Origin of the sequence: Pseudomonas sp. DTU12.3 (assembly GCF_004124275.1) — a bacterium.
Lineage (GTDB): Bacteria > Pseudomonadota > Gammaproteobacteria > Pseudomonadales > Pseudomonadaceae > Aquipseudomonas > Aquipseudomonas helmanticensis.
In genome coordinates this window covers 1,008,951-1,026,818 of record NZ_CP027218.1, presented here as the reverse complement: position 1 = coordinate 1,026,818, position 17,868 = coordinate 1,008,951, and the positions used below count along the sequence as shown (strand labels likewise).

Here is a 17,868-nt window from a genome sequence, read left to right as displayed (position 1 = left end):
CACATTTGATCTGCGGCACGTCAAATAATGACACTTGACCTTGCCCGCATGGCAAGGTTGATCCTGTAGGCATCTTCTACAGGGAGCGTGACCGATGTCCGAATCCATCACTTTCGATCTGCCGATTGCCGGCATGACCTGCGCCAGTTGCGCCGGGCGTGTCGAACGGGCCTTGAGCAAAGTCAGCGGTGCCAGTGCCGTCAGCGTCAATCTCGCCACCGAGCAGGCCCGCGTGCAAGCGCCCGGCGATAGCTTGCCAGCGTTGATGGAGGCGGTTGAACGCGCCGGTTACACAGTCCCGCAACAGAGCCTTGAATTGAATATCGACGGCATGACCTGCGCCTCCTGCGTCGGTCGCGTCGAGCGTGCCCTGCATAAAGTCCCCGGGGTGAAAAGCGTCAGCGTCAATCTGGCCAACGAACGCGCGCACCTCGAATTGCTCGGTCAGGTCGATTCACAAACCCTGCTCGACGCGGTGAGCAAGGCCGGCTACTCGGCCAGCGTCTGGCAGGCCGAACACCCACAAACCGACAATCAGCAACGGCGTCTCAAGCATGAGCGTTGGGCATTGATCTGCGCGATCGTCCTCGCTTTGCCACTGGTAGCGCCGATGTTGCTGCAACCGTTCGGCATTCACTGGATGCTCCCGGCCTGGGCGCAATTCGCCCTCGCCACGCCGGTGCAATTCATTTTCGGTGCGCGCTTTTATGTCGCTGCGTGGAAAGCCGTGCGTTCCGGCGCCGGCAACATGGACTTGCTCGTCGCCCTCGGCACCAGCGCCGGATACGGCTTGAGCCTGTATGAATGGGCCACCGCCGCCGGGCGCATGCCGCATCTGTATTTCGAAGCGTCGGCGGTGGTCATCGCTCTGGTGTTGCTCGGCAAATACCTCGAGAGCCGCGCCAAACGCCAGACCGCCAGCGCCATCCGCGCCCTCGAAGCCTTGCGCCCGGAGCGCGCGATTCAGGTGATCGACGGCCGTGAGCAGGATGTCGCGATCAGCGCCCTGCGCCTCAACGATCTGGTGCTGGTCAAACCCGGCGAACGTTTCCCGGTCGATGGCGAAGTCATCGAAGGCCAGAGCCACGCCGACGAAGCGTTGATCAGCGGTGAAAGCCTGCCCGTGCCAAAACAACCAGGCGACAAGGTCACCGGCGGCGCCATCAATGGCGAAGGCCGTTTGCTGGTACGCACTCAGGCGCTCGGCGCGGAAACCGTATTGGCGCGGATCATTCGTCTGGTCGAAGACGCACAAGCGGCGAAAGCGCCGATTCAGAAACTGGTGGATAAAGTCAGCCAGGTGTTCGTGCCGACCGTGTTGGTTCTCGCGCTGGCCACGCTGATTGGCTGGTGGCTGTACGGCGCGCCGCTGGAAACCGCGTTGATCAACGCCGTCGCCGTATTGGTGATCGCCTGCCCGTGCGCGCTCGGCCTTGCCACCCCGACAGCAATCATGGCCGGCACCGGCGTCGCTGCGCGCCACGGCATTCTGATCAAGGATGCCGAAGCGCTGGAACGGGCTCATGAAGTCAGTAGCGTGGTGTTCGACAAGACCGGCACGCTGACCTCCGGCACGCCGCGCATCGCGCATTTCAGCGCGGTCGACGGTGATGAAAACACCCTGCTGAAACTGGCCGGTGCGCTGCAACGCGGCAGCGAACACCCACTGGCGAAAGCGGTGCTGGATGCCGCCGCCGAACGCGATCTGAACGTGCCCGATGTCAGCGACAGCCAGTCGCTGACCGGTCGCGGTATCGCCGGTACTCTTGATGGCAGGCGTCTGGCGCTGGGCAATCGGCGGATGCTCGAAGAAAACGGTTTGAGCGCCGGCAACCTGAGCGAATCCGCTCAAGCCTGGGAAGCCGAAGGCCGCACCCTGTCATGGTTGATCGAGCAAAGTCCTCAACCGCAGGTGCTCGGCTTGTTCGCCTTCGGCGACACCTTGAAACCCGGCGCGCTGGAAGCCGTGCAGCAACTCGCCGCACAAAATATCCACAGTCATCTGCTGACCGGTGACAACCGTGGCAGCGCTCGCGTGGTCGCCGAGGCGCTGGGCATCAGCGATGTTCACGCCGAAGTCCTCCCGGCAGACAAAGCCGCGACCGTCGCCGAGCTGAAAAAAACCGGCGTGGTCGCCATGGTCGGCGATGGCATCAACGATGCCCCGGCGCTCGCGGCGGCAGACATCGGCATCGCCATGGGCGGCGGCACCGACGTCGCCATGCACGCGGCCGGCATCACCCTGATGCGCGGCGATCCACGGCTGGTGCCGGCGGCGCTGGAAATCAGCCGCAAGACCTACGCGAAGATCCGCCAGAACCTGTTCTGGGCGTTCGTCTACAACCTGATCGGTATTCCGCTGGCGGCGTTCGGTTTCCTCAACCCGGTACTCGCCGGGGCGGCGATGGCGCTGTCGAGCGTCAGCGTGGTGAGCAATGCGCTACTGTTGAAAACCTGGAAACCCAAGGATCTGGAGGAGCACCGATGAACATCGGTCAAGCGGCCAAGCAAAGTGGCCTGAGCGCAAAAATGATCCGCTACTACGAGTCGATCGGCTTGCTCAAAGCAGCCCATCGAACCGACAGTGGTTACCGGATCTACGGCGATGACGACCTGCACACGCTGGCGTTTATCAAGCGTTCGCGCGACTTGGGATTTTCCCTCGAAGAAGTCGGCAAACTGCTGACCCTCTGGCAGGATCGCCAGCGCGCCAGCGCCGATGTGAAGGCGTTGGCGCGCCAGCACATCGACGAACTGAATCAGAAGATCCGTGAACTCGGTGAGCTGCGCGACACCCTGCAAGACCTGGTCGAGCACTGCAATGGCGACCACCGCCCCGATTGCCCGATCCTCAAGGAACTGGCGTCGGGCTGCTGCGCGCAACCCGCTCGCGCCTGAGTGCCAACAGCTTCACTGCGAGCAACGTGCCGAGGGGAATGCCGTGGAACAGCATGACCACGGCACCCGGCGTCCACCAGGCATAAAACGGCGCGGCGATCAGCATGCCGATGCCGAAGCCGCTCATTTGCAGCAGGGTCAGGAAACTGAAAATCGGCAGACGTAGTTGTTCCGGTTCGCGCTGCAGGCGCGACATTAGGCTGACTTCGGAAATGCCATCGCCCAAACCCGCCGGCAGTGAAAACAGCAGCAGTCCGTAAAGACTGTGCTGCTGGAACATCAGGATGAAACCGCAGGACATCAGTGCCACGCCGAGAAAATAGCGGCGCTCCAGATCGCTGTTGTCCGAGCGTTTGAGGCGACTGGCGATCCGAGCGCCGAGCAATTTGCCGCTGGCCCATACCGCCAGCATCAGACCCAGCGTGGTGCTCGCAGAATCAGGCGTGAGCAGTTTGGAAATAATCGGAAAACCAACGTTGTGTGCGGCGCTGCCCAAGGTATCGGCCATCGTCACGGCGAGCATGGCGGCAATTACTGGCGCACTGCGTAAGCCCTGCTGGAGTGCTGACCATTCGCCGCGCTCAGGTTGTTCGTCGACACTGGTTTTTTCGAAACGCAGCGGCACGATCAGCAACGCGGCCAGCAAGTAAGTCAGCGCATTCAGGGCGAACACCGTTTCAAATCCAAAACCGGCCACCAGCAAACCGGACACCAGGCTGCCACCGACCATCGCCGCTGAAGAGGCCGAGGTGATCCAGGCGTTGGCCTTGAGCAATTGATCGCTGGGGATCAGACGCGGCAACTGGCTGTTGAGGCCGATAGCGAACATCGAATTGCCCAGACCTAGCCCAAAGGCAACCACCGGCAAGAAAATCGCCTGTTGTGCGACAGGCACGACCAGCAGCAAACCGAGCAGGCCCGCCCGCAGCAGATCGAAGGCAATCAACGGCACTCGCCCACCCCAGCGGCGGTAAAACGCGGTGCCGATCAGGCTGGCAAAAATCCCCCCACCCACGCGGCTGGCGAGAAAAATCCCGACGCTCATGGCGCTGTTGCTCAGCAGGTAGACGTAAGTGGCTAGCGCGACCATGTTGAGGAAGGCGCCGAAGTCGGAGATCAGTCGGGCGGTGACGATCAGTTGGGTGTTGCGCGGGGTGCTCACATTCAGTCCTTGAGTGTGCGGAGGTCAGTCAGATTCCCACACAACTTTCAGCAACACCACTACCCCTGTGGGAGATTCTATGGTTGAGGGGAAGCCCTCAACCTCCCTTCGGCTGGTATTCGCTTTGCCCCTTCAGCAGCGCGAATACGACTCGCGCAAGCTTGCGAGCCAATATCACCAGCGCCTGTGTCGTACTGAACCCACGGTTTCTTTGCTCCTCGTAGAAGCTTTTCCAAGCCGGTGTACGGCTGGCCGACATGGCTGCGTTATGGAGCAGTCGCCGGGCCTCTGGGTCTCCGCGTTTGGTCAGGCTCCGGCGACCGTCCTTTTGTCCTGACTGCGACACGCGCAAATCCATCCCCAAAAACGCAATAAATGCATCCGCGTTTTTGAAGTCGCCCCGCTGAAATGTTGCGATCAAACGGGCTCCGGTCAAAAAACCAATACCTTCAACTTTTGTGCAGCGCTTCAGATCTGCGAGCAGCCCAGCCTCTTTTAATTGATCGTTGATCATCTTCTCGACCAATGTTTCGAGCCTCTGCATTGAGGCCACTTGCTCAGCAAACGCGCTTTTGAGCAGCGGTTCATTCGCCCAGCTTTGCACCAGACCAACCCGTGCCTGAACCAGCGCTGCACGACGGCGGAAAAGGCTCAGAAGGCGGCGATATAAAGGCGATGGCGGGATCCAAGGATGAAGCTCTTCGTATTCGTTTTTTAGATAACGAGCGAGCAGCTTGGCGTCCAGCGCATCGGTTTTGGCGCGAACTTTCACCCCTATTCGGTAATGACTCAACGCGTAGCCATCGACCATGTAAATCGTGCACCCGGCTTCATGGGCCAGATCGGCGAACGCCAGGTGATAGATGTTGGTCGATTCGATAGCCAAATCAACAGGTGCAGGCAAGGCTTTCAGCCATTTTTTGATGGCTGTCTTGTCATTGGAAATAGTCTCGAGCAGATCCAGCTCGGCCTGATAGATGACCAGTTCATTCTTGGCGACATCCACGCCCACAATAGGCTTTACGACAGAAACCGGCATTGCCATTGAACATCCCCCGAGATATGGTTTTGAACACTTGAAGGGCTCACCCAGGGGCGCAGGCTTGTTCCTATCGTCGGTCCTGGCCAGATGCATTCTTTATCGGCGCTTGGGTGAAAGGAGGAGGGGCGAAATCTCCCACGGATCTGTACTGCGTCAACAGTCAGAATCTGGCTTTGTCCCTCCTCCTCCCTTCAAGTCCCAGCATACAAGCTGGCTTGCCAGCGATAGCGGTGGTTCAGCCTGAGAAGATGTGTTGCCTGTAATGGCCCTTTCGCTGGCAAGCCAGCTTCCACAGGTTTTTTTGGTGATCTCTGGAGAACTGCAGGGCACAAAAAACCCGGCCGAAGCCGGGTTTCTCATCATGCGATCACTGCATCCACGGTGGCGGCGGCGGTTCGTCGGACTTGCCTTTCGGCTCGTCGTCTGCCGCGCGGATCGCCTGTTTGCGTTCCTCGTCCAGCCGCGCCGCTTCGATCTCGCGCAACACCCCGCCAACATCGGCCAGGTCTTCCGGATCATCGAACTCGCCGGTCAGCACACTGTTCGGGTGCAGGATGCCGGCTTCGTACAGCGCCCACATTTCTTTCGCGTATTTGGTCAGCTTCAATTCCGGCGCAAAGCGACCGAAATACGAAGCCATGTTGCCAACGTCACGCTCGAGCATGCTGAACGCGTGGTTGTTGCCGGCAGCATCGACCGCTTGCGGCAGGTCGATAATCACCGGGCCGGTCGGGGTCAGCAGCACGTTGAACTCGGAAAGGTCACCGTGCACCAGACCGGTACACAACATCAGCACGATCTGCGATATCAGGAACGCGTGATACTCACGAGCCTGATCCGGCTCCAGCACCACGTCGTTCAGACGCGGCGCGGCATCGCCGAATTCGTCAGCCACCAGTTCCATCAACAGCACGCCGTCGAGGAAGTCGTACGGTTTGGGTACCCGCACACCGGCACCGGCCAGACGGAACAGCGCCGCGACCTCGGCATTCTGCCAGGCATCCTCGGTCTCTTTACGACCAAACTTGGAGCCTTTGGCCATCGCCCGAGCCTGTCGGCTATTGCGCACCTTGCGGCCTTCCTGATACTCGGCCGCCTGGCGGAAACTACGTTTGTTCGCCTCCTTGTAGACCTTTGCGCAACGTAACTGATTGCCGCAGCGCACCACATAAACAGCTGCTTCTTTACCACTCATCAGTGGGCGCAGCACTTCGTCGACCAGACCGTCCTCGATCAGGGGTTCAATGCGTTTTGGAGTCTTCATCAGCTTTTATTGTGGGTCCTTTATTACCAAACACGCGAATGTCACTCGTTATACGGCAATCCTCGCGTCTCGGGGAGGGGTTGCCGACCTGTGAACCTGTGAATGCACACACTGTGCCGAAAAATCGACCGCAGCGAATCATAGCCGAGCCGGCCTTGAATGTTGGTATCGGCCGTCAAGGGCATTTGCGACAGAATCTGACATCAAGATCAAAAGATCGCAGCCTGCGGCAGCTCCTACCGGGAACACAGGCTGCGATCTTTCAGCGTTCAATAATCGCGGTAACGCCTTGGCCGCCGGCGGCGCAGATCGAAATCAGGCCTCGGCCCTTGCCCGCAGCATCGAGCAATTTCGCCAGGTTGGCGACGATGCGCCCACCCGTCGCGGCAAACGGATGGCCTGCCGCCAAGGAACCGCCTTTGACGTTGAGTCGGCTACGGTCGATCGAACCCAGTGGCGCATCCAGGCCCAAACGGGTTTTGCAATATTCGGGATCTTCCCAGGCCTTGAGCGTGCACAGCACCTGGGCGGCAAATGCCTCGTGGATTTCGTAGTAGTCAAAATCCTGCAAGGTCAGCCCGTTGCGCGCCAGCAACCGTGGCACTGCGTAGACCGGCGCCATCAGCAGGCCTTCGGCACCGTTGACGAAGTCCACCGCCGCCGCCTCACCGTCACGCAAATACGCGAGGATCGGCAAACCACGTTCCTTCGCCCACTCCTCGCTGCCGAGCAGCACCACCGAAGCCCCGTCCGTCAGCGGCGTGGAGTTGCCAGCGGTCAGTGTGCCTTTGGCACTTTTCTCGAAGGCCGGTTTCAGCGCGGCGAGTTTTTCCAGGGTCAGGTCCGGGCGCAAATTGTTGTCGCGGGTCAGGCCGAGGAACGGGGTCATCAGGTCGTTGTGCCAGCCTTCGCTGTAGGACGCCGCGAGTTGGTGATGGCTTTCCAGCGCCAGTTGATCCTGTGCCTCGCGAGGAATATTCCAGGTCTGTGCCATCAGCTCGCAATGTTGGCCCATCGACAGACCGGTGCGCGGCTCGCCGTTACGCGGAAATTCCGGGATCAGGTGTTGCGGGCGCAGTTGCAGGAAGGTTTTCAGTTTGTCGCCGGTGGTTTTTGCGCGGTTGGCTTGCAGGAGGATTTTGCGCAAGCCTTCGCTGACGCTGATCGGCGCGTCGGAGGTGGTGTCGACGCCGCCGGCAATACCGCAATCGATCTGGCCGAGGGCAATCTTGTTGGCGACCAAGATCGCCGCTTCCAGTCCCGTGCCGCAGGCTTGCTGGATATCGTAGGCCGGCGTGACGGGAGACAGGCGCGAGCCGAGCACGCATTCACGGGTCAGGTTCATATCCCGTGACAATTTGAGCACCGCACCCGCCACCACTTCGCCGATGCGCTGGCCATGCAGGTTGTAGCGTTCGATCAGGCCTTCAAGCGCGGCGGTGAGCATCGCCTGATTGCTGGCGGTGGCGTACGGCCCATTGGAGCGGGCGAAAGGGATACGGTTACCACCGATGATCGCGACGCGGCGCAGCTGACTCATGAATAACTCCTTTTCAAATTGATCGAATTCAATGCCGTGCCCTGTGGGAGCGGATCTTGTGGCGAGGGGATTTATCCCCGTTGGGTGGCGAAGCCGCCCCCAAACCTGCATCCGCGACAAATCAGGCACAACGGATGCGATTTGAACGCGACGGCTGCGCCGCCGAACGGGGATAAATCCCCTCGCCACAGATCCGCTCCCACAGGGTCGGTGGTCTACTCTGCTGTTCAAGCGTAGGCCTTATTGCGTGGATCGAACGATTGATTGCCGTGGGTAGTCCACACTTTGAACCCCAACTTTTGGAGAGCGTTCCATGTCTGACCGCTATATCGACTTCGCCAACTCGTCCATCGGCCATCGTCTGGTCGGGGCGCTGGGCCTGCCGTCGCCGGTGCGGCTGGAACGCTGGCAGGCCGGACGCCTGCGGCCGGTTGAAGGTGCACTGCTGATCGGTGGCGGCGCGCTGGCCGAAAAGGTCGCCGTATTTGCCAACCGTCTGACCGAGAGCATCTACCGCTACGGCGAGTTGCCGGCGTCCGCCAGCGAGTGGATTCCCGGCCACGGCCCGAAACTCAAGGCTGTGGTGTTCGACGCCAGCGACTTGCAGCACACCGACCAGCTCAAACAGCTGCGCGAATTCTTCCAGCCGTTGATGAAGAACCTTGAGCACAGCGCGCACCTGGTGATTCTCGGGCGCGCCCCGGAAACCCTGCGCGAACCCTTTGCCGCCAGCGCGCAACGAGCGCTCGAAGGCTTTTCGCGGTCGCTGGCCAAGGAGCTGCGCAGCGGCGGCACGCTGCAACTGATCTATGTCGGCGAAGGTGCCGAAGACCAGCTGGAAGGTCCGCTGCGGTTTTTCCTTTCTCCGAAAAGCGCATTCGTCTCCGGTCAGGTGATTCGCCTGACCGCCTGTGCGACGCCCGTCACCGATTGGACACGACCGCTGGCCGGACGCAAAGCGTTGGTCACCGGTGCTGCGCGCGGCATTGGCGCGTCCATCGCTGAAACCCTGGCGCGCGACGGTGCCGAGGTGATCCTGCTCGACGTACCGCCCGCCAAGACCGATCTCGAGGCCCTCGCCGCCCGCCTCGGTGGACGCGCGATCACCCTCGACATCTGCGCCGAAGACGCCGCCACGCAATTGATAGAACAGTTGCCCGATGGCCTCGACATCCTCGTGCACAACGCCGGCATCACCCGCGACAAAACCCTCGCCAACATGACCCCGGAGTTCTGGGACGCGGTGCTGGCAGTCAACCTCAATGCGCCGCAAGTGCTGACCAAGGCCCTGCTCGACAGCGGCACGTTGCACGACCACGCGCGGGTGATTCTGCTCGCCTCGATCAGCGGGATTGCCGGTAATCGTGGCCAGACCAACTACGCCGCGAGCAAGGCCGGCCTGATCGGACTGGCACAGGCCTGGGCGCCGTCACTGCTCGAACGCGGTATCAGCATCAACGCCGTGGCGCCGGGTTTCATCGAAACCCAGATGACCGCGCACATCCCCTTTGCCTTGCGTGAAGCCGGCCGGCGCATGAGTTCACTCGGCCAGGGCGGTCTGCCGCAAGACGTCGCCGAAGCCGTCGCGTGGCTGGCGCAACCGGGCACCGGCGCTTTCACCGGGCAGGCGCTGCGGGTCTGTGGACAAAGTGTTCTGGGGGCTTAGGCATGAGCATCGAATGGCACACACTGGATCGCGAACCGAGCCTGCCCAGGCTGTACGCACGGGCGGCGACGCGACGCAAAATCACCGGCACGCAATTGCCTGAAAGCGGCTTGCGCTGCTGGGTTGATATCGATGGCCAACGGCTGGCGGCGTATCGCAAGGTCTGTGGTTTCGCCGATGACGGCCTGCTGCCGCCGACTTATCCACACGTCCTCGCATTTGCCTTGCAGATGCAATTGCTGACCGCAAAGGAGTTCCCGTTTCCGTTGCTCGGACTGATTCACCTGAGCAACCGCATCCGCGTGTTGCGGCCGATGGGCGGAATCAGTCGCGCGCAAGTCAGCGTGCGGGTGCACAACCTGCAAGCGCATCCCAAAGGCGCGACGTTTGATCTGCTGACGACTCTGGATGATCAGCTCGGGCCGTTGTGGGAGGCCGAGAGCCAGATGTTGTGTCGCGGCGTGAAACTCGAAGGCGAACCCCTCGAGCAAACGTGGGAACCTGCGCAGGCACTGAGCGAAGTGGCGCACTGGAAAGCCCCGACTGACATTGGTCGGCAGTACGCCAGGGTGTCCGGAGATTACAACCCGATTCACTTGAGCGCCGCGAGCGCCAAGCTGTTCGGTTTCCCCACGGCGATTGCCCATGGATTGTGGAACAAGGCGCGCAGCCTGGCGGCGCTGGCGGATCACTTGCCCAAGGCCAATCTCGAGATAGCGGTGCACTTTCGCAAACCGGTGCGCCTGCCGAGTGAAGTGACATTGCTGGCGAGCGCGGCGGGGTCCAGTGGTGAACTGCGTCTGGTCGGCGCAAATGATCTGGAACACATGGTCGGACAATGGCAGCCAATCGCCTGATCCCTCCCCTTAGCGCCCTCGCCACAGGTTTTACCTTAGCCATCGGATGAGTGATGCGGCTGACCTGTTAATTGTGTGTATATCACTTAAGTTTTTCCGCACCCTGCCCCAGCCGATGGAAAACACGCAGCCTTGATTCTCAAGGCTTTTTTTTGCGCGTTTATACCTTGGGTATTAGTCCTTAGGCGCTGCATTGCGCCTTATATATAAAGGCGTTAATACCAACTTGAGAATGGTCGAATTCGCGCCAGCACCTGAAATTGCAGCAACGGACGAGGCATTGCCGGCGACAGATCGGCGAGCCATCGAAGGCAACGAACGTTGTGACAGGTGCAAGGAATCTCGATCATGAAAACTCAAGACGTGTGGTGCAAATCAGCAATTGCTCTGGCATTGATCCTCTCCCTCGGCCTCGCCGGATGCAGCAGCGGCGGTGGCGGTCATCACAGCAGTTCCGGCAGCTCCTCGCCAACCAGCGGGACTGGCGGTACAAGTGGCACGGGTGGTACTGGCGGCACGGGTGATACCGCAGGCACAGGCGGAACCGGTGGTACTGGCGGCACGGGCACAACCGATCCGACCAATCCAACCAACCCGACGAATCCGACTGACCCTACGAATCCAACCGATCCAACCAACCCGACCAATCCAACCACCACGCCGCTGGTGACCACCACCCTGGTGCACGATGTCGGCACTACGGTTGCTGGCGTCGGCACCGGTGTTGGCCAGATTGGCGACTCTCTGAGTACTGTTCCGGTGGTCGGTGGCGTGGTGCAAAGCGCCGCCAACACCGCTGGCAACGTCGTCAGCACATTGGGCGATGGCGTGGCGAATGGCATCGGCAAACTGCCGACCGATCCCAAAGGCCTGACCACAACAGTGGCTTCGGTCGGCGGCGTTGTGACCGATGTCGGCGACGGCGTCTCTGACCTCAGTGGCAAGCTGGCAACCGCTACCGGCAGCGTTCCAGTGGTGGGTGGCGTGATCACCAAAGTCGCGCCACTGCTCGATGGTGTCGGTGCGAAAGTCACCATGCTCGGCAATACCCTCGACACCACGCTGACCAACGGCCCAACCAGCCAACTGACGGATAAACTCGGCGCCGGCCTGGTGCCAGTGATCGCGATGGTCGAAAGTACCACCGACAAAATCGGCGGTGCCACCGGCCTTGGTGATCCGCTCAAAGGTGTGATCCAGAAAGTCGGCGATACCGTCAATGGCGTAGGCGACAAAGTTACCGACGCTGGCAACGGCAATGCCCTGACCAACACCCTCGGCGGCGCATTGAGCAACGCCGGTACTGCGGTCGGCAAGGCGGGCGGTCTGGTTTCCAACGGCACCGGTTCCGGCACTGGTGGCGGTATTGGTGGCGGCCTCGGTGGTGGCCTCGGCGGCACCGGCCTGCTGCAAACCGTCGGCGGCGCAGTGGTCAACGTCGGTTCAGGTTTGAATGCCGGCAACACTAATGGCGTGGTCAGTGCCGGTGGTGTCACTGCGGTTGGGCTGGGCAACACCGTCGCTTCGCTGAACACCGTGCTCGGCGGTTCGGGCTCACCGATCACTGCGACCACCTCGCCTCTGGCCACCGTTGGTGCCACTCTGGGCGCAGGCTTGAACCCGGTCACCAGCGCTGTCACCAACCTGACCCAACAAGTAGGTGGCGCTACCGGTCTCGGCTCGCCAGTCGCCAGCCTCACCGGCCAGGTCGGTGGTGCAGTCAGCAGCCTCGGCAACACCATCGCGGCCACCAACAACCCGGTTACCACAGCAGTCGGTGGCCTGGTCAACAACGTCGGCGGCACCGTCGCAGCAGTCGGCGGCCTGGTCAACGGCGGTGCCAGCGGGGGCACTGCCGGTGGAGTGGGTGGCGGGCTGGGCGGTGTGCTCGGCGGTTTGACCGGCGCCCTGGGAGGCAACAAACGCTAAATTGCACCTGGCCGATTCGACGGCCTCACCTACAGCGCCTACGCTTGGTTGAGGGCGGAAGATTCCCACGAGTCTTCCGCTTTTTTCTTAGGAAAAAACAGCCCCGAGCTGCGATCTGACCATGGAGTGTCCTATGCGCGTTATGGCGTCCCTGCTGTTCCTCAGCCTCAGTTCCGCTGCCCTCGCCGACACCCTGCCCAGCTTCCTCAACAGCAACGAAACCATCCGCAATCTGCCCGTGCCCAACTTGCCCGCCGATGCCTATCGCCCGAGCGCGGCCCCGGTGCAAGTCCCGGATGCCGGTGCGACCACTGCGCAGCCATTGTTGATGCAGACCAAGGTCAATCTGAAAACCGTGCAGATCGAAGGCGGCACGATTTACCCGCTCACCGAACTGGCGGAAATCTATAAACCCCTGATCGGCCACCAGACCAGCCTCGCTGACCTGATCGAAGCCACGCGCAGCATCACTCGTCGCTACCAACAGGACGGTTACCTGCTGTCCTACGCGTTTCTGCCACAGCAGAATTTTGATGACGGCGTAGCCCGCGTGGTGCTGGTGGAAGGCTACGTGCGCGATATCCAGATGCAGGGTGACGTCGGCCGGGTCAAAGGCCTGCTCGACAAACTCGCGGCAAAAATCCAGGCCGAACGACCGCTGACGCGCAAGACGTTCGAGCGCTACACCACGCTGATGACGCGCATTCCCGGCGTGACCATCCAGGCGCAAGTGCCACCGCCGGGCACCACCGACGGTGCCACGACGCTGGTTGCCGAAGCCAGCCGCAAGCCCTTCACCAGCACGCTGAGCACCACCGAAGACAACCGTAACGGCACGCAAGCCTTGCTCGGTGTCAGCAGCAATTCGCAGACGTCGATGGGTGAACAGTTGTCCCTCAGCGGACTGTTTCCGCCGGGCGACGACAAAGAACATTACTACCGCCTCGACTACAACCAGTTCCTCAACGACGAAGGCGCGCAGCTGGCGCTCTCGGCTTCGCGTTATCGTGCCGATCCCGGCACCAATGTGCTGCTCAACAATGGCCTGGAGCTCAAACCGCATCGCGAGAATGACCGCTACTCGATCGGTTTCACCCTGCCATTGATTGCCGCCTCCAACGAACTGCTCACCGCCGGTTCGCGGCTGTATGCGGTCAACGACAAGACCCGTTACAACGTTATCGGCTATCCGCTGAGTGTTGAAGAACGCACCGACATCCGCGCCCTCGCCTTCGAGAGCGACTGGCGCAAGGCCGATGCCCGGCAACTGCGGATTTTGAGTGGCGGCGTGTATCAGGGCCTGGACAGCATGGGCGCGAAAACCAACAACAGCGCCATCGATCTGGACTTCTTCCGCGTGCGCCTGTCCGGGGTGCAGAGCGACAAGTTCTTCGACAACTGGCAGGGCGTGCTGTCGGCCGCACTGTACTGGAGCGACGACACCTTGCCCGACAGCGAGCGCGCAGTATTCGGCGGGCAGAATTTCGGTCGTGGTTACCCCGACGATCAAGCGTCCGGCGACAAGGGTTGGGGCGTGGCCTACGAGATCAACTACAGCTTCAACCGCGACGGCAATTGGCTGCGCATCCTGCAGCCGTATTTTGTGCTGGACCGCTCGCGCAGCTGGTTCAACGAACTGCCGGTACAAGCCAACAGCCTGTCATCGGCAGCCATCGGCCTGCGCTTTGGCGATGCCAAGTATTACAACATCGCCCTGGAAGCGGCCAAAGCCATGTCGGATGAAGCACTCGATACCTTCAACCGCCGGCCGCGTTACAGCATCAGCTTCAGCTACCAACTCTAATCCCTGTAGGAGCTGCCGAAGGCTGCGATCTTTTGATGTTGTTTTTTAAAAAGCCAAATCAAAAGATCGCAGCCTGCGGCAGCTCCTACAGGGGTGGTTCAGGGTTGTGGGTCAATCCGGTCGAGTGCGCGGCTCACTGCCAGTTCGGCGAGCATGACGATTTGCTGGATCGCCAGCGCCGTGTTGCGCTGCGGGCGGCTGAGCTGGTCGGCAAAATCACTGGCCATGACGTTGGCCGAGGCCAGCGATTCACAGGCGTGGGCGAGCAGGCTTTCGGTGTCGATGTTTGGTTGCACGAGAAACATCGTGCTCGGCTGGTAGGGTTTTGCAGGGGTGGGGCAAAGGTAGAAGTCTAGGGCGCGTTTGATCGCTTCGCGGTTTTTGACTTGATCGTCGATGCGGATGGCGTCTTCGAGGGGGGTGGTGAAATCTTGGGGCGGGTCGGGAATCAGCTTGTCCATGGAAAACTCCTACTTGGCTGTGGAAGCCAACTCTTGTCGTTTCCACACGACAAAAGGTGGCAGCTATGCGCAGGGTGGAAATACCGATAAGTAGGCAACCGGCCAGACCCGAAGCCTGCCCACGCACAGCCGCCGCGACACAGTTTGCAGACGAAAGAAGTCGCCGACAACGATTACGGTGGTGGTGCAATGCATCTACTTGAATTTCAGGTTTCCACACCTGGCCGCTGCAATGGCAGCGACGACCCAAGCCTAGAGAGCGCACGTCTGACGGACAACCTGAAAACCTTGTGGGAAGGTTCTTCAAAATTGAAACAACTTTAAACATCAACATGATTCGGTGGCAGGAAGGGCGGCTCCCACAATGACCGCGACCAATGTAGGAGCTGCCGAAGGCTGCGATCTTTTGACGTTGTTTTTTAAAAAGCCAAATCAAAAGATCGCAGCCTGCGGCAGCTCCTACAGGGGTTACAGGTTGCAGGGTTATGGGCTGCCGCCCGAGCCGCTGTCGACCTTGCCACCCTGCTCCTGATCGAAGAATGCCGGGATGTCATGTTGATAACTTTTCAGCCAGCGCTGCATGGCCAGTTCGCGTTCGGTCGGGGTAACGGTTTGCGGTTTCGGCGAGGCGACTTTGTTGCGGCCTTGCAGTTGCAGCCAGCCTTCGGTTTCCTGTTGCTGGGCCGAGGCGGGGCCGGCGTCGATGGCGTGACTGGTCAGCGGCAAGGTCAGCAGGCCCAGGCAGACAAGGATGGCTTTCATCATCGCGCTCCTTACTTGAGCATCGCCGTGACGGCGACGGTGGATCGGTTCGGCAGTTTGAGTTTTTCCGCGCGGCTTTGCGCTTCGCTGAATTGCGCGGGGCTCAAACCGAGGCGACTGACCAGTTCAGCGGCGCGGTTCCAGTCGTCCTGATAGAGCAGCAAGGTCACCAGATTCAGCGCCGCCAGTTGATCGCTCTGCTTGAGTTCCATGGCGGTGAGAAATTCGAAACGCGCGTCGTCGATACGCAATTGATTGAGGTACACCACGCCGAGGTCGTTGCGGATTTTTTCGTCGGTGGGCGCCAGACGCGCGGCGCGTTGCAGATGCGCCTGCGCCTGGCCGTAGTCGGATTTGGCCGCAGCGAGTTGCCCCAGACCGTGCTCGGCTTCGGCCGCCAGACACGAACCGAGCAGGCTGCGATACAACGGCTCGGCCTCGCTGCGCCCGAGCAGTCGATAAACCTTGGCCTTGCGCAAGCGCACGTCGGCGATGTTGTCCGGCAGGCTTTGCAGATTGGCGAGGCTGGCGTGCAGCTTGCCATCGTTGGCCATGTCATCGGCGAGGTTCAGCGACAGTTGCTGATCGGAACTCAACTTCGCGCAACTGGCCGAACCGGTCAGCGCCTCCCAAGGCATTTGCCCGGTGTTGGCACAGCCGCCGAGCAGCAGCAAACAGGCACCTGCAATCATTGCTTTCATCACGATCCCTCTAGGCTCCCAGCGCTTTCGCCAGGGCGGTGAAACCCGGGCCGGCCAGGACAATCAATAACGCCGGGAAGAGAAACAGCATCATCACGACGGACATTTTTGCGGACATCTTGGAGATGTATTCCTGCAGGCGCGTCAGGCGCCGGTCATCCAGTAATTGCTTGAGCGCCAGCAGCGACTTCATCGCGCCGCCGCCCTGATACAGCAACTGCTGGAGTATCACGCAGGTGTCGGTGAACTCATCGACCGCCAGTAACTGTGTGGCTTTGTTCAACTCTTCGCCCAATTCGAGGCCGGAGTCGACACGGCTCAGCACCAGACGCAATTCATACGTCAGCACCGGCAACAACGCCTGACCTTCATGGCTGAGCACGCGCAACGCCTGCTCCACGGCCATGCCGGATTCGAAGAGGATGCGCAGCAGCGGAATGAACGTGCCGATTTCGCTGGCCAGTTGTTTTTGCCGACGCGCGACGGCGATCACCAACAGGCGCTTGGGCAACAGATAGCCGACGCCAAGCGCGAACAACGGCGCGATCCACTGCTTTTCCACCGCCGGGAAAAATACCGATTGCAGCAACACCGTCAGCGCCAGCAACAGCAGTGGCGAGCCGATCTGGCAAGCCGCGAACAGCGAACGCTGACGCGCACTGCGCCAGCCAACCCGGTTAAGCAGCGACTGGGTTTCGTTGTCGAGTTTGACGCTGCGCTGGCCGACCTTGCTGTCGCCGAGCACTTGCAGCAGGTTGCCAAAACGGTTCTGGCGCAGCAGATCGCCTTCCAGCCGCCGATTGATCTGCCGGGCGCGGCGGCGCTGTTCCAGCAGGCCGGTGAGGAGTAAGGCGGCGGCGCCGAGCAGAAGCAGCGCGCTGATCATCAAGGGTGTGGTCATAGGCTGCGCAACATCCGCCAGAGCAACAGACTGCCGATCACCTGCATGCCGAAGGCCGTGGCCAGCATTCGTTGCCCCGAAGGGTCGTGCCACATGGCGACCAGATAAATCGGATTGGCCATCAGGAAATAACCGGCCATGATGATCGGCAGCAAACCCAGCACCCAGGCAGTGAGGCGGGTTTCGCCGGTCATCGCACGCAACTGGCGCGAGGCCTGATCGCGCTCGCGGATCATCTTGATGAGGTTTTCCAATAGCTCGCTGGCGTTGCCGCCGTAACGGTGATTGACCTTGAGGCCGAGGGCGAACAAACGGAATTCATCACGCTCGTACAGCTCCGCCAAGTCCGACACCGCGTCCGGCAGGCTCACGCCCAACTGCACGTTGCGCTGGACCCGGCCCATGGCGTTTTTCAGCGGGTCTTCGCTGGCTTCGATGCCGCCCAGCACGGCATCGGCGAGGGTGCGCCCGGACTTCAAACTGCGCACGGTGTGGTCGAGCAATTGCGGCAGTTGTTCGATCATCCGTCGCAAGCGCCGTTGGTAACGCCAGCTGACAAACAGGCGCACGGCCAGCGGCGGCAGCACGATCAACACCAGCAAACCGAGCACACCGGCAAGGGCAAAACCGATCAGCATGGCGAATGCCCACAACAGCAACCACAGGCCTAGGCGATCCGTCGGCCGACCGAGACCGGCACGCAGAAACGCGCGCTCCAGACCCGCCCAGCGCGGCGCGTCTACCGTCAGTTGTGGCTGGCCCTGATTCAACCGATCGAGCACACGCTCGGTGCCGCCCTGGCGCCAGCCGTTGTAGAACAGGCGCAGCGATAACCCGAGCAAACACAGACAAATCACGATCAGCAACAACGGTTTGAGCAT

The 17,868-nt window shown here is 60.9% G+C and carries 15 protein-coding genes; 6 read left to right on the top strand and 9 right to left on the bottom strand.

Going from position 1 to position 17,868, the window contains the following annotated elements; all coding sequences use genetic code 11:
* The first annotated feature begins 94 nt into the window (after positions 1-94).
* Entirely contained in the window at positions 95-2,488 is a 2,394-nt protein-coding gene (cueA, locus tag C2E19_RS04550; protein ID WP_129388647.1) for a copper resistance metal-translocating P1-type ATPase CueA, read from the top strand.
* The gene (cueR, locus tag C2E19_RS04545) at positions 2,485-2,898 is read left to right on the top strand and encodes a Cu(I)-responsive transcriptional regulator (protein WP_129388643.1); all 414 of its coding nucleotides are present in this window, start codon (positions 2,485-2,487) and stop codon (positions 2,896-2,898) included. Before cueA ends, cueR begins: the two co-directional genes overlap by 4 nt.
* Here cueR and C2E19_RS04540 read toward each other — a convergent pair.
* The 4 genes from C2E19_RS04540 to C2E19_RS04525 form a co-directional block, all read right to left on the bottom strand.
* A complete protein-coding gene (locus C2E19_RS04540) occupies positions 2,852-4,060 on the bottom strand; it encodes an MFS transporter (protein ID WP_129388639.1) in 1,209 nt (402 codons plus the stop codon). The two genes, cueR and C2E19_RS04540, sit on opposite strands and share 47 nt — an antisense overlap.
* A gap of 97 nt (positions 4,061-4,157) precedes the next feature.
* Positions 4,158-5,105, bottom strand: coding sequence for a transposase (locus tag C2E19_RS04535; protein WP_129388636.1), 948 nt, complete (start codon positions 5,103-5,105; stop codon positions 4,158-4,160).
* 364 nt (positions 5,106-5,469) lie between these two features.
* Complete coding sequence (locus C2E19_RS04530) at positions 5,470-6,366, bottom strand: PA4780 family RIO1-like protein kinase (RefSeq protein ID WP_129388633.1); 897 nt, start codon at positions 6,364-6,366, stop codon at positions 5,470-5,472.
* Between the two features lie 262 nt (positions 6,367-6,628).
* On the bottom strand, positions 6,629-7,906 hold the full coding sequence (locus C2E19_RS04525; protein ID WP_129388630.1) for an acetyl-CoA C-acetyltransferase: 1,278 nt from the start codon (positions 7,904-7,906) through the stop codon (positions 6,629-6,631).
* A 313-nt stretch (positions 7,907-8,219) separates the two neighbouring features.
* On the opposite strand from C2E19_RS04525, the gene C2E19_RS04520 reads away from it, so the two are divergent.
* The 4 genes from C2E19_RS04520 to C2E19_RS04505 all read left to right on the top strand — a co-directional run bounded on the left by C2E19_RS04520 (position 8,220) and on the right by C2E19_RS04505 (position 14,162).
* Positions 8,220-9,572: a 3-oxoacyl-ACP reductase gene (locus C2E19_RS04520; RefSeq protein WP_129388627.1), complete on the top strand. Its 1,353-nt coding sequence runs from the start codon at positions 8,220-8,222 to the stop codon at positions 9,570-9,572.
* Positions 9,573-9,574: 2 nt separating this feature from the next.
* A complete protein-coding gene (locus C2E19_RS04515) occupies positions 9,575-10,429 on the top strand; it encodes a MaoC family dehydratase (RefSeq protein WP_129388624.1) in 855 nt (284 codons plus the stop codon).
* A gap of 348 nt (positions 10,430-10,777) precedes the next feature.
* Complete coding sequence (locus C2E19_RS04510; protein WP_129388621.1) at positions 10,778-12,358, top strand: collagen-like triple helix repeat-containing protein; 1,581 nt, start codon at positions 10,778-10,780, stop codon at positions 12,356-12,358.
* Positions 12,359-12,491: 133 nt separating this feature from the next.
* Positions 12,492-14,162: a ShlB/FhaC/HecB family hemolysin secretion/activation protein gene (locus C2E19_RS04505; protein ID WP_129388618.1), complete on the top strand. Its 1,671-nt coding sequence runs from the start codon at positions 12,492-12,494 to the stop codon at positions 14,160-14,162.
* 98 nt (positions 14,163-14,260) lie between these two features.
* On the opposite strand, the gene C2E19_RS04500 is transcribed toward C2E19_RS04505, so the two are convergent.
* The 5 genes from C2E19_RS04500 to C2E19_RS04480 form a co-directional block, all read right to left on the bottom strand.
* Positions 14,261-14,623 (bottom strand): DUF6124 family protein, encoded by a 363-nt coding sequence (locus C2E19_RS04500; RefSeq protein ID WP_129388616.1) that lies wholly within the window; start codon positions 14,621-14,623, stop codon positions 14,261-14,263.
* A gap of 483 nt (positions 14,624-15,106) precedes the next feature.
* The gene (locus C2E19_RS04495; protein ID WP_129388613.1) at positions 15,107-15,385 is read right to left on the bottom strand and encodes a DUF3613 domain-containing protein; all 279 of its coding nucleotides are present in this window, start codon (positions 15,383-15,385) and stop codon (positions 15,107-15,109) included.
* An 11-nt stretch (positions 15,386-15,396) separates the two neighbouring features.
* Positions 15,397-16,086 carry a tetratricopeptide repeat protein gene (locus C2E19_RS04490; RefSeq protein ID WP_129388610.1) on the bottom strand — a complete coding sequence of 230 codons (690 nt, stop codon included), beginning with the start codon at positions 16,084-16,086 and terminating at the stop codon, positions 15,397-15,399.
* 10 nt (positions 16,087-16,096) lie between these two features.
* Entirely contained in the window at positions 16,097-16,987 is an 891-nt protein-coding gene (locus C2E19_RS04485) for a type II secretion system F family protein (protein ID WP_129388607.1), read from the bottom strand.
* Complete coding sequence (locus C2E19_RS04480; RefSeq protein ID WP_129388604.1) at positions 16,984-17,868, bottom strand: type II secretion system F family protein; 885 nt, start codon at positions 17,866-17,868, stop codon at positions 16,984-16,986. The genes C2E19_RS04485 and C2E19_RS04480 overlap by 4 nt, the downstream gene beginning before the upstream one ends.

Bases quoted from the DNA above. Each gene is read 5' to 3' on its own strand.
- C2E19_RS04535 (WP_129388636.1), bottom strand. From the start codon at position 5,105: ATGGCAATGCCGGTTTCTGTCGTAAAGCCTATTGTGGGCGTGGATGTC.
- C2E19_RS04530 (WP_129388633.1), bottom strand. From the start codon at position 6,366: ATGAAGACTCCAAAACGCATTGAACCCCTGATCGAGGACGGTCTGGTC.
- C2E19_RS04525 (WP_129388630.1), bottom strand. From the start codon at position 7,906: ATGAGTCAGCTGCGCCGCGTCGCGATCATCGGTGGTAACCGTATCCCT.
- C2E19_RS04500 (WP_129388616.1), bottom strand. From the start codon at position 14,623: ATGGACAAGCTGATTCCCGACCCGCCCCAAGATTTCACCACCCCCCTC.
- C2E19_RS04505 (WP_129388618.1), top strand. From the start codon at position 12,492: ATGCGCGTTATGGCGTCCCTGCTGTTCCTCAGCCTCAGTTCCGCTGCC.
- C2E19_RS04490 (WP_129388610.1), bottom strand. From the start codon at position 16,086: ATGAAAGCAATGATTGCAGGTGCCTGTTTGCTGCTGCTCGGCGGCTGT.
- cueR (WP_129388643.1), top strand. From the start codon at position 2,485: ATGAACATCGGTCAAGCGGCCAAGCAAAGTGGCCTGAGCGCAAAAATG.
- C2E19_RS04480 (WP_129388604.1), bottom strand. From the start codon at position 17,868: ATGCTCAAACCGTTGTTGCTGATCGTGATTTGTCTGTGTTTGCTCGGG.
- C2E19_RS04485 (WP_129388607.1), bottom strand. From the start codon at position 16,987: ATGACCACACCCTTGATGATCAGCGCGCTGCTTCTGCTCGGCGCCGCC.
- C2E19_RS04495 (WP_129388613.1), bottom strand. From the start codon at position 15,385: ATGAAAGCCATCCTTGTCTGCCTGGGCCTGCTGACCTTGCCGCTGACC.
- C2E19_RS04520 (WP_129388627.1), top strand. From the start codon at position 8,220: ATGTCTGACCGCTATATCGACTTCGCCAACTCGTCCATCGGCCATCGT.
- cueA (WP_129388647.1), top strand. From the start codon at position 95: ATGTCCGAATCCATCACTTTCGATCTGCCGATTGCCGGCATGACCTGC.
- C2E19_RS04510 (WP_129388621.1), top strand. From the start codon at position 10,778: ATGAAAACTCAAGACGTGTGGTGCAAATCAGCAATTGCTCTGGCATTG.
- C2E19_RS04515 (WP_129388624.1), top strand. From the start codon at position 9,575: ATGAGCATCGAATGGCACACACTGGATCGCGAACCGAGCCTGCCCAGG.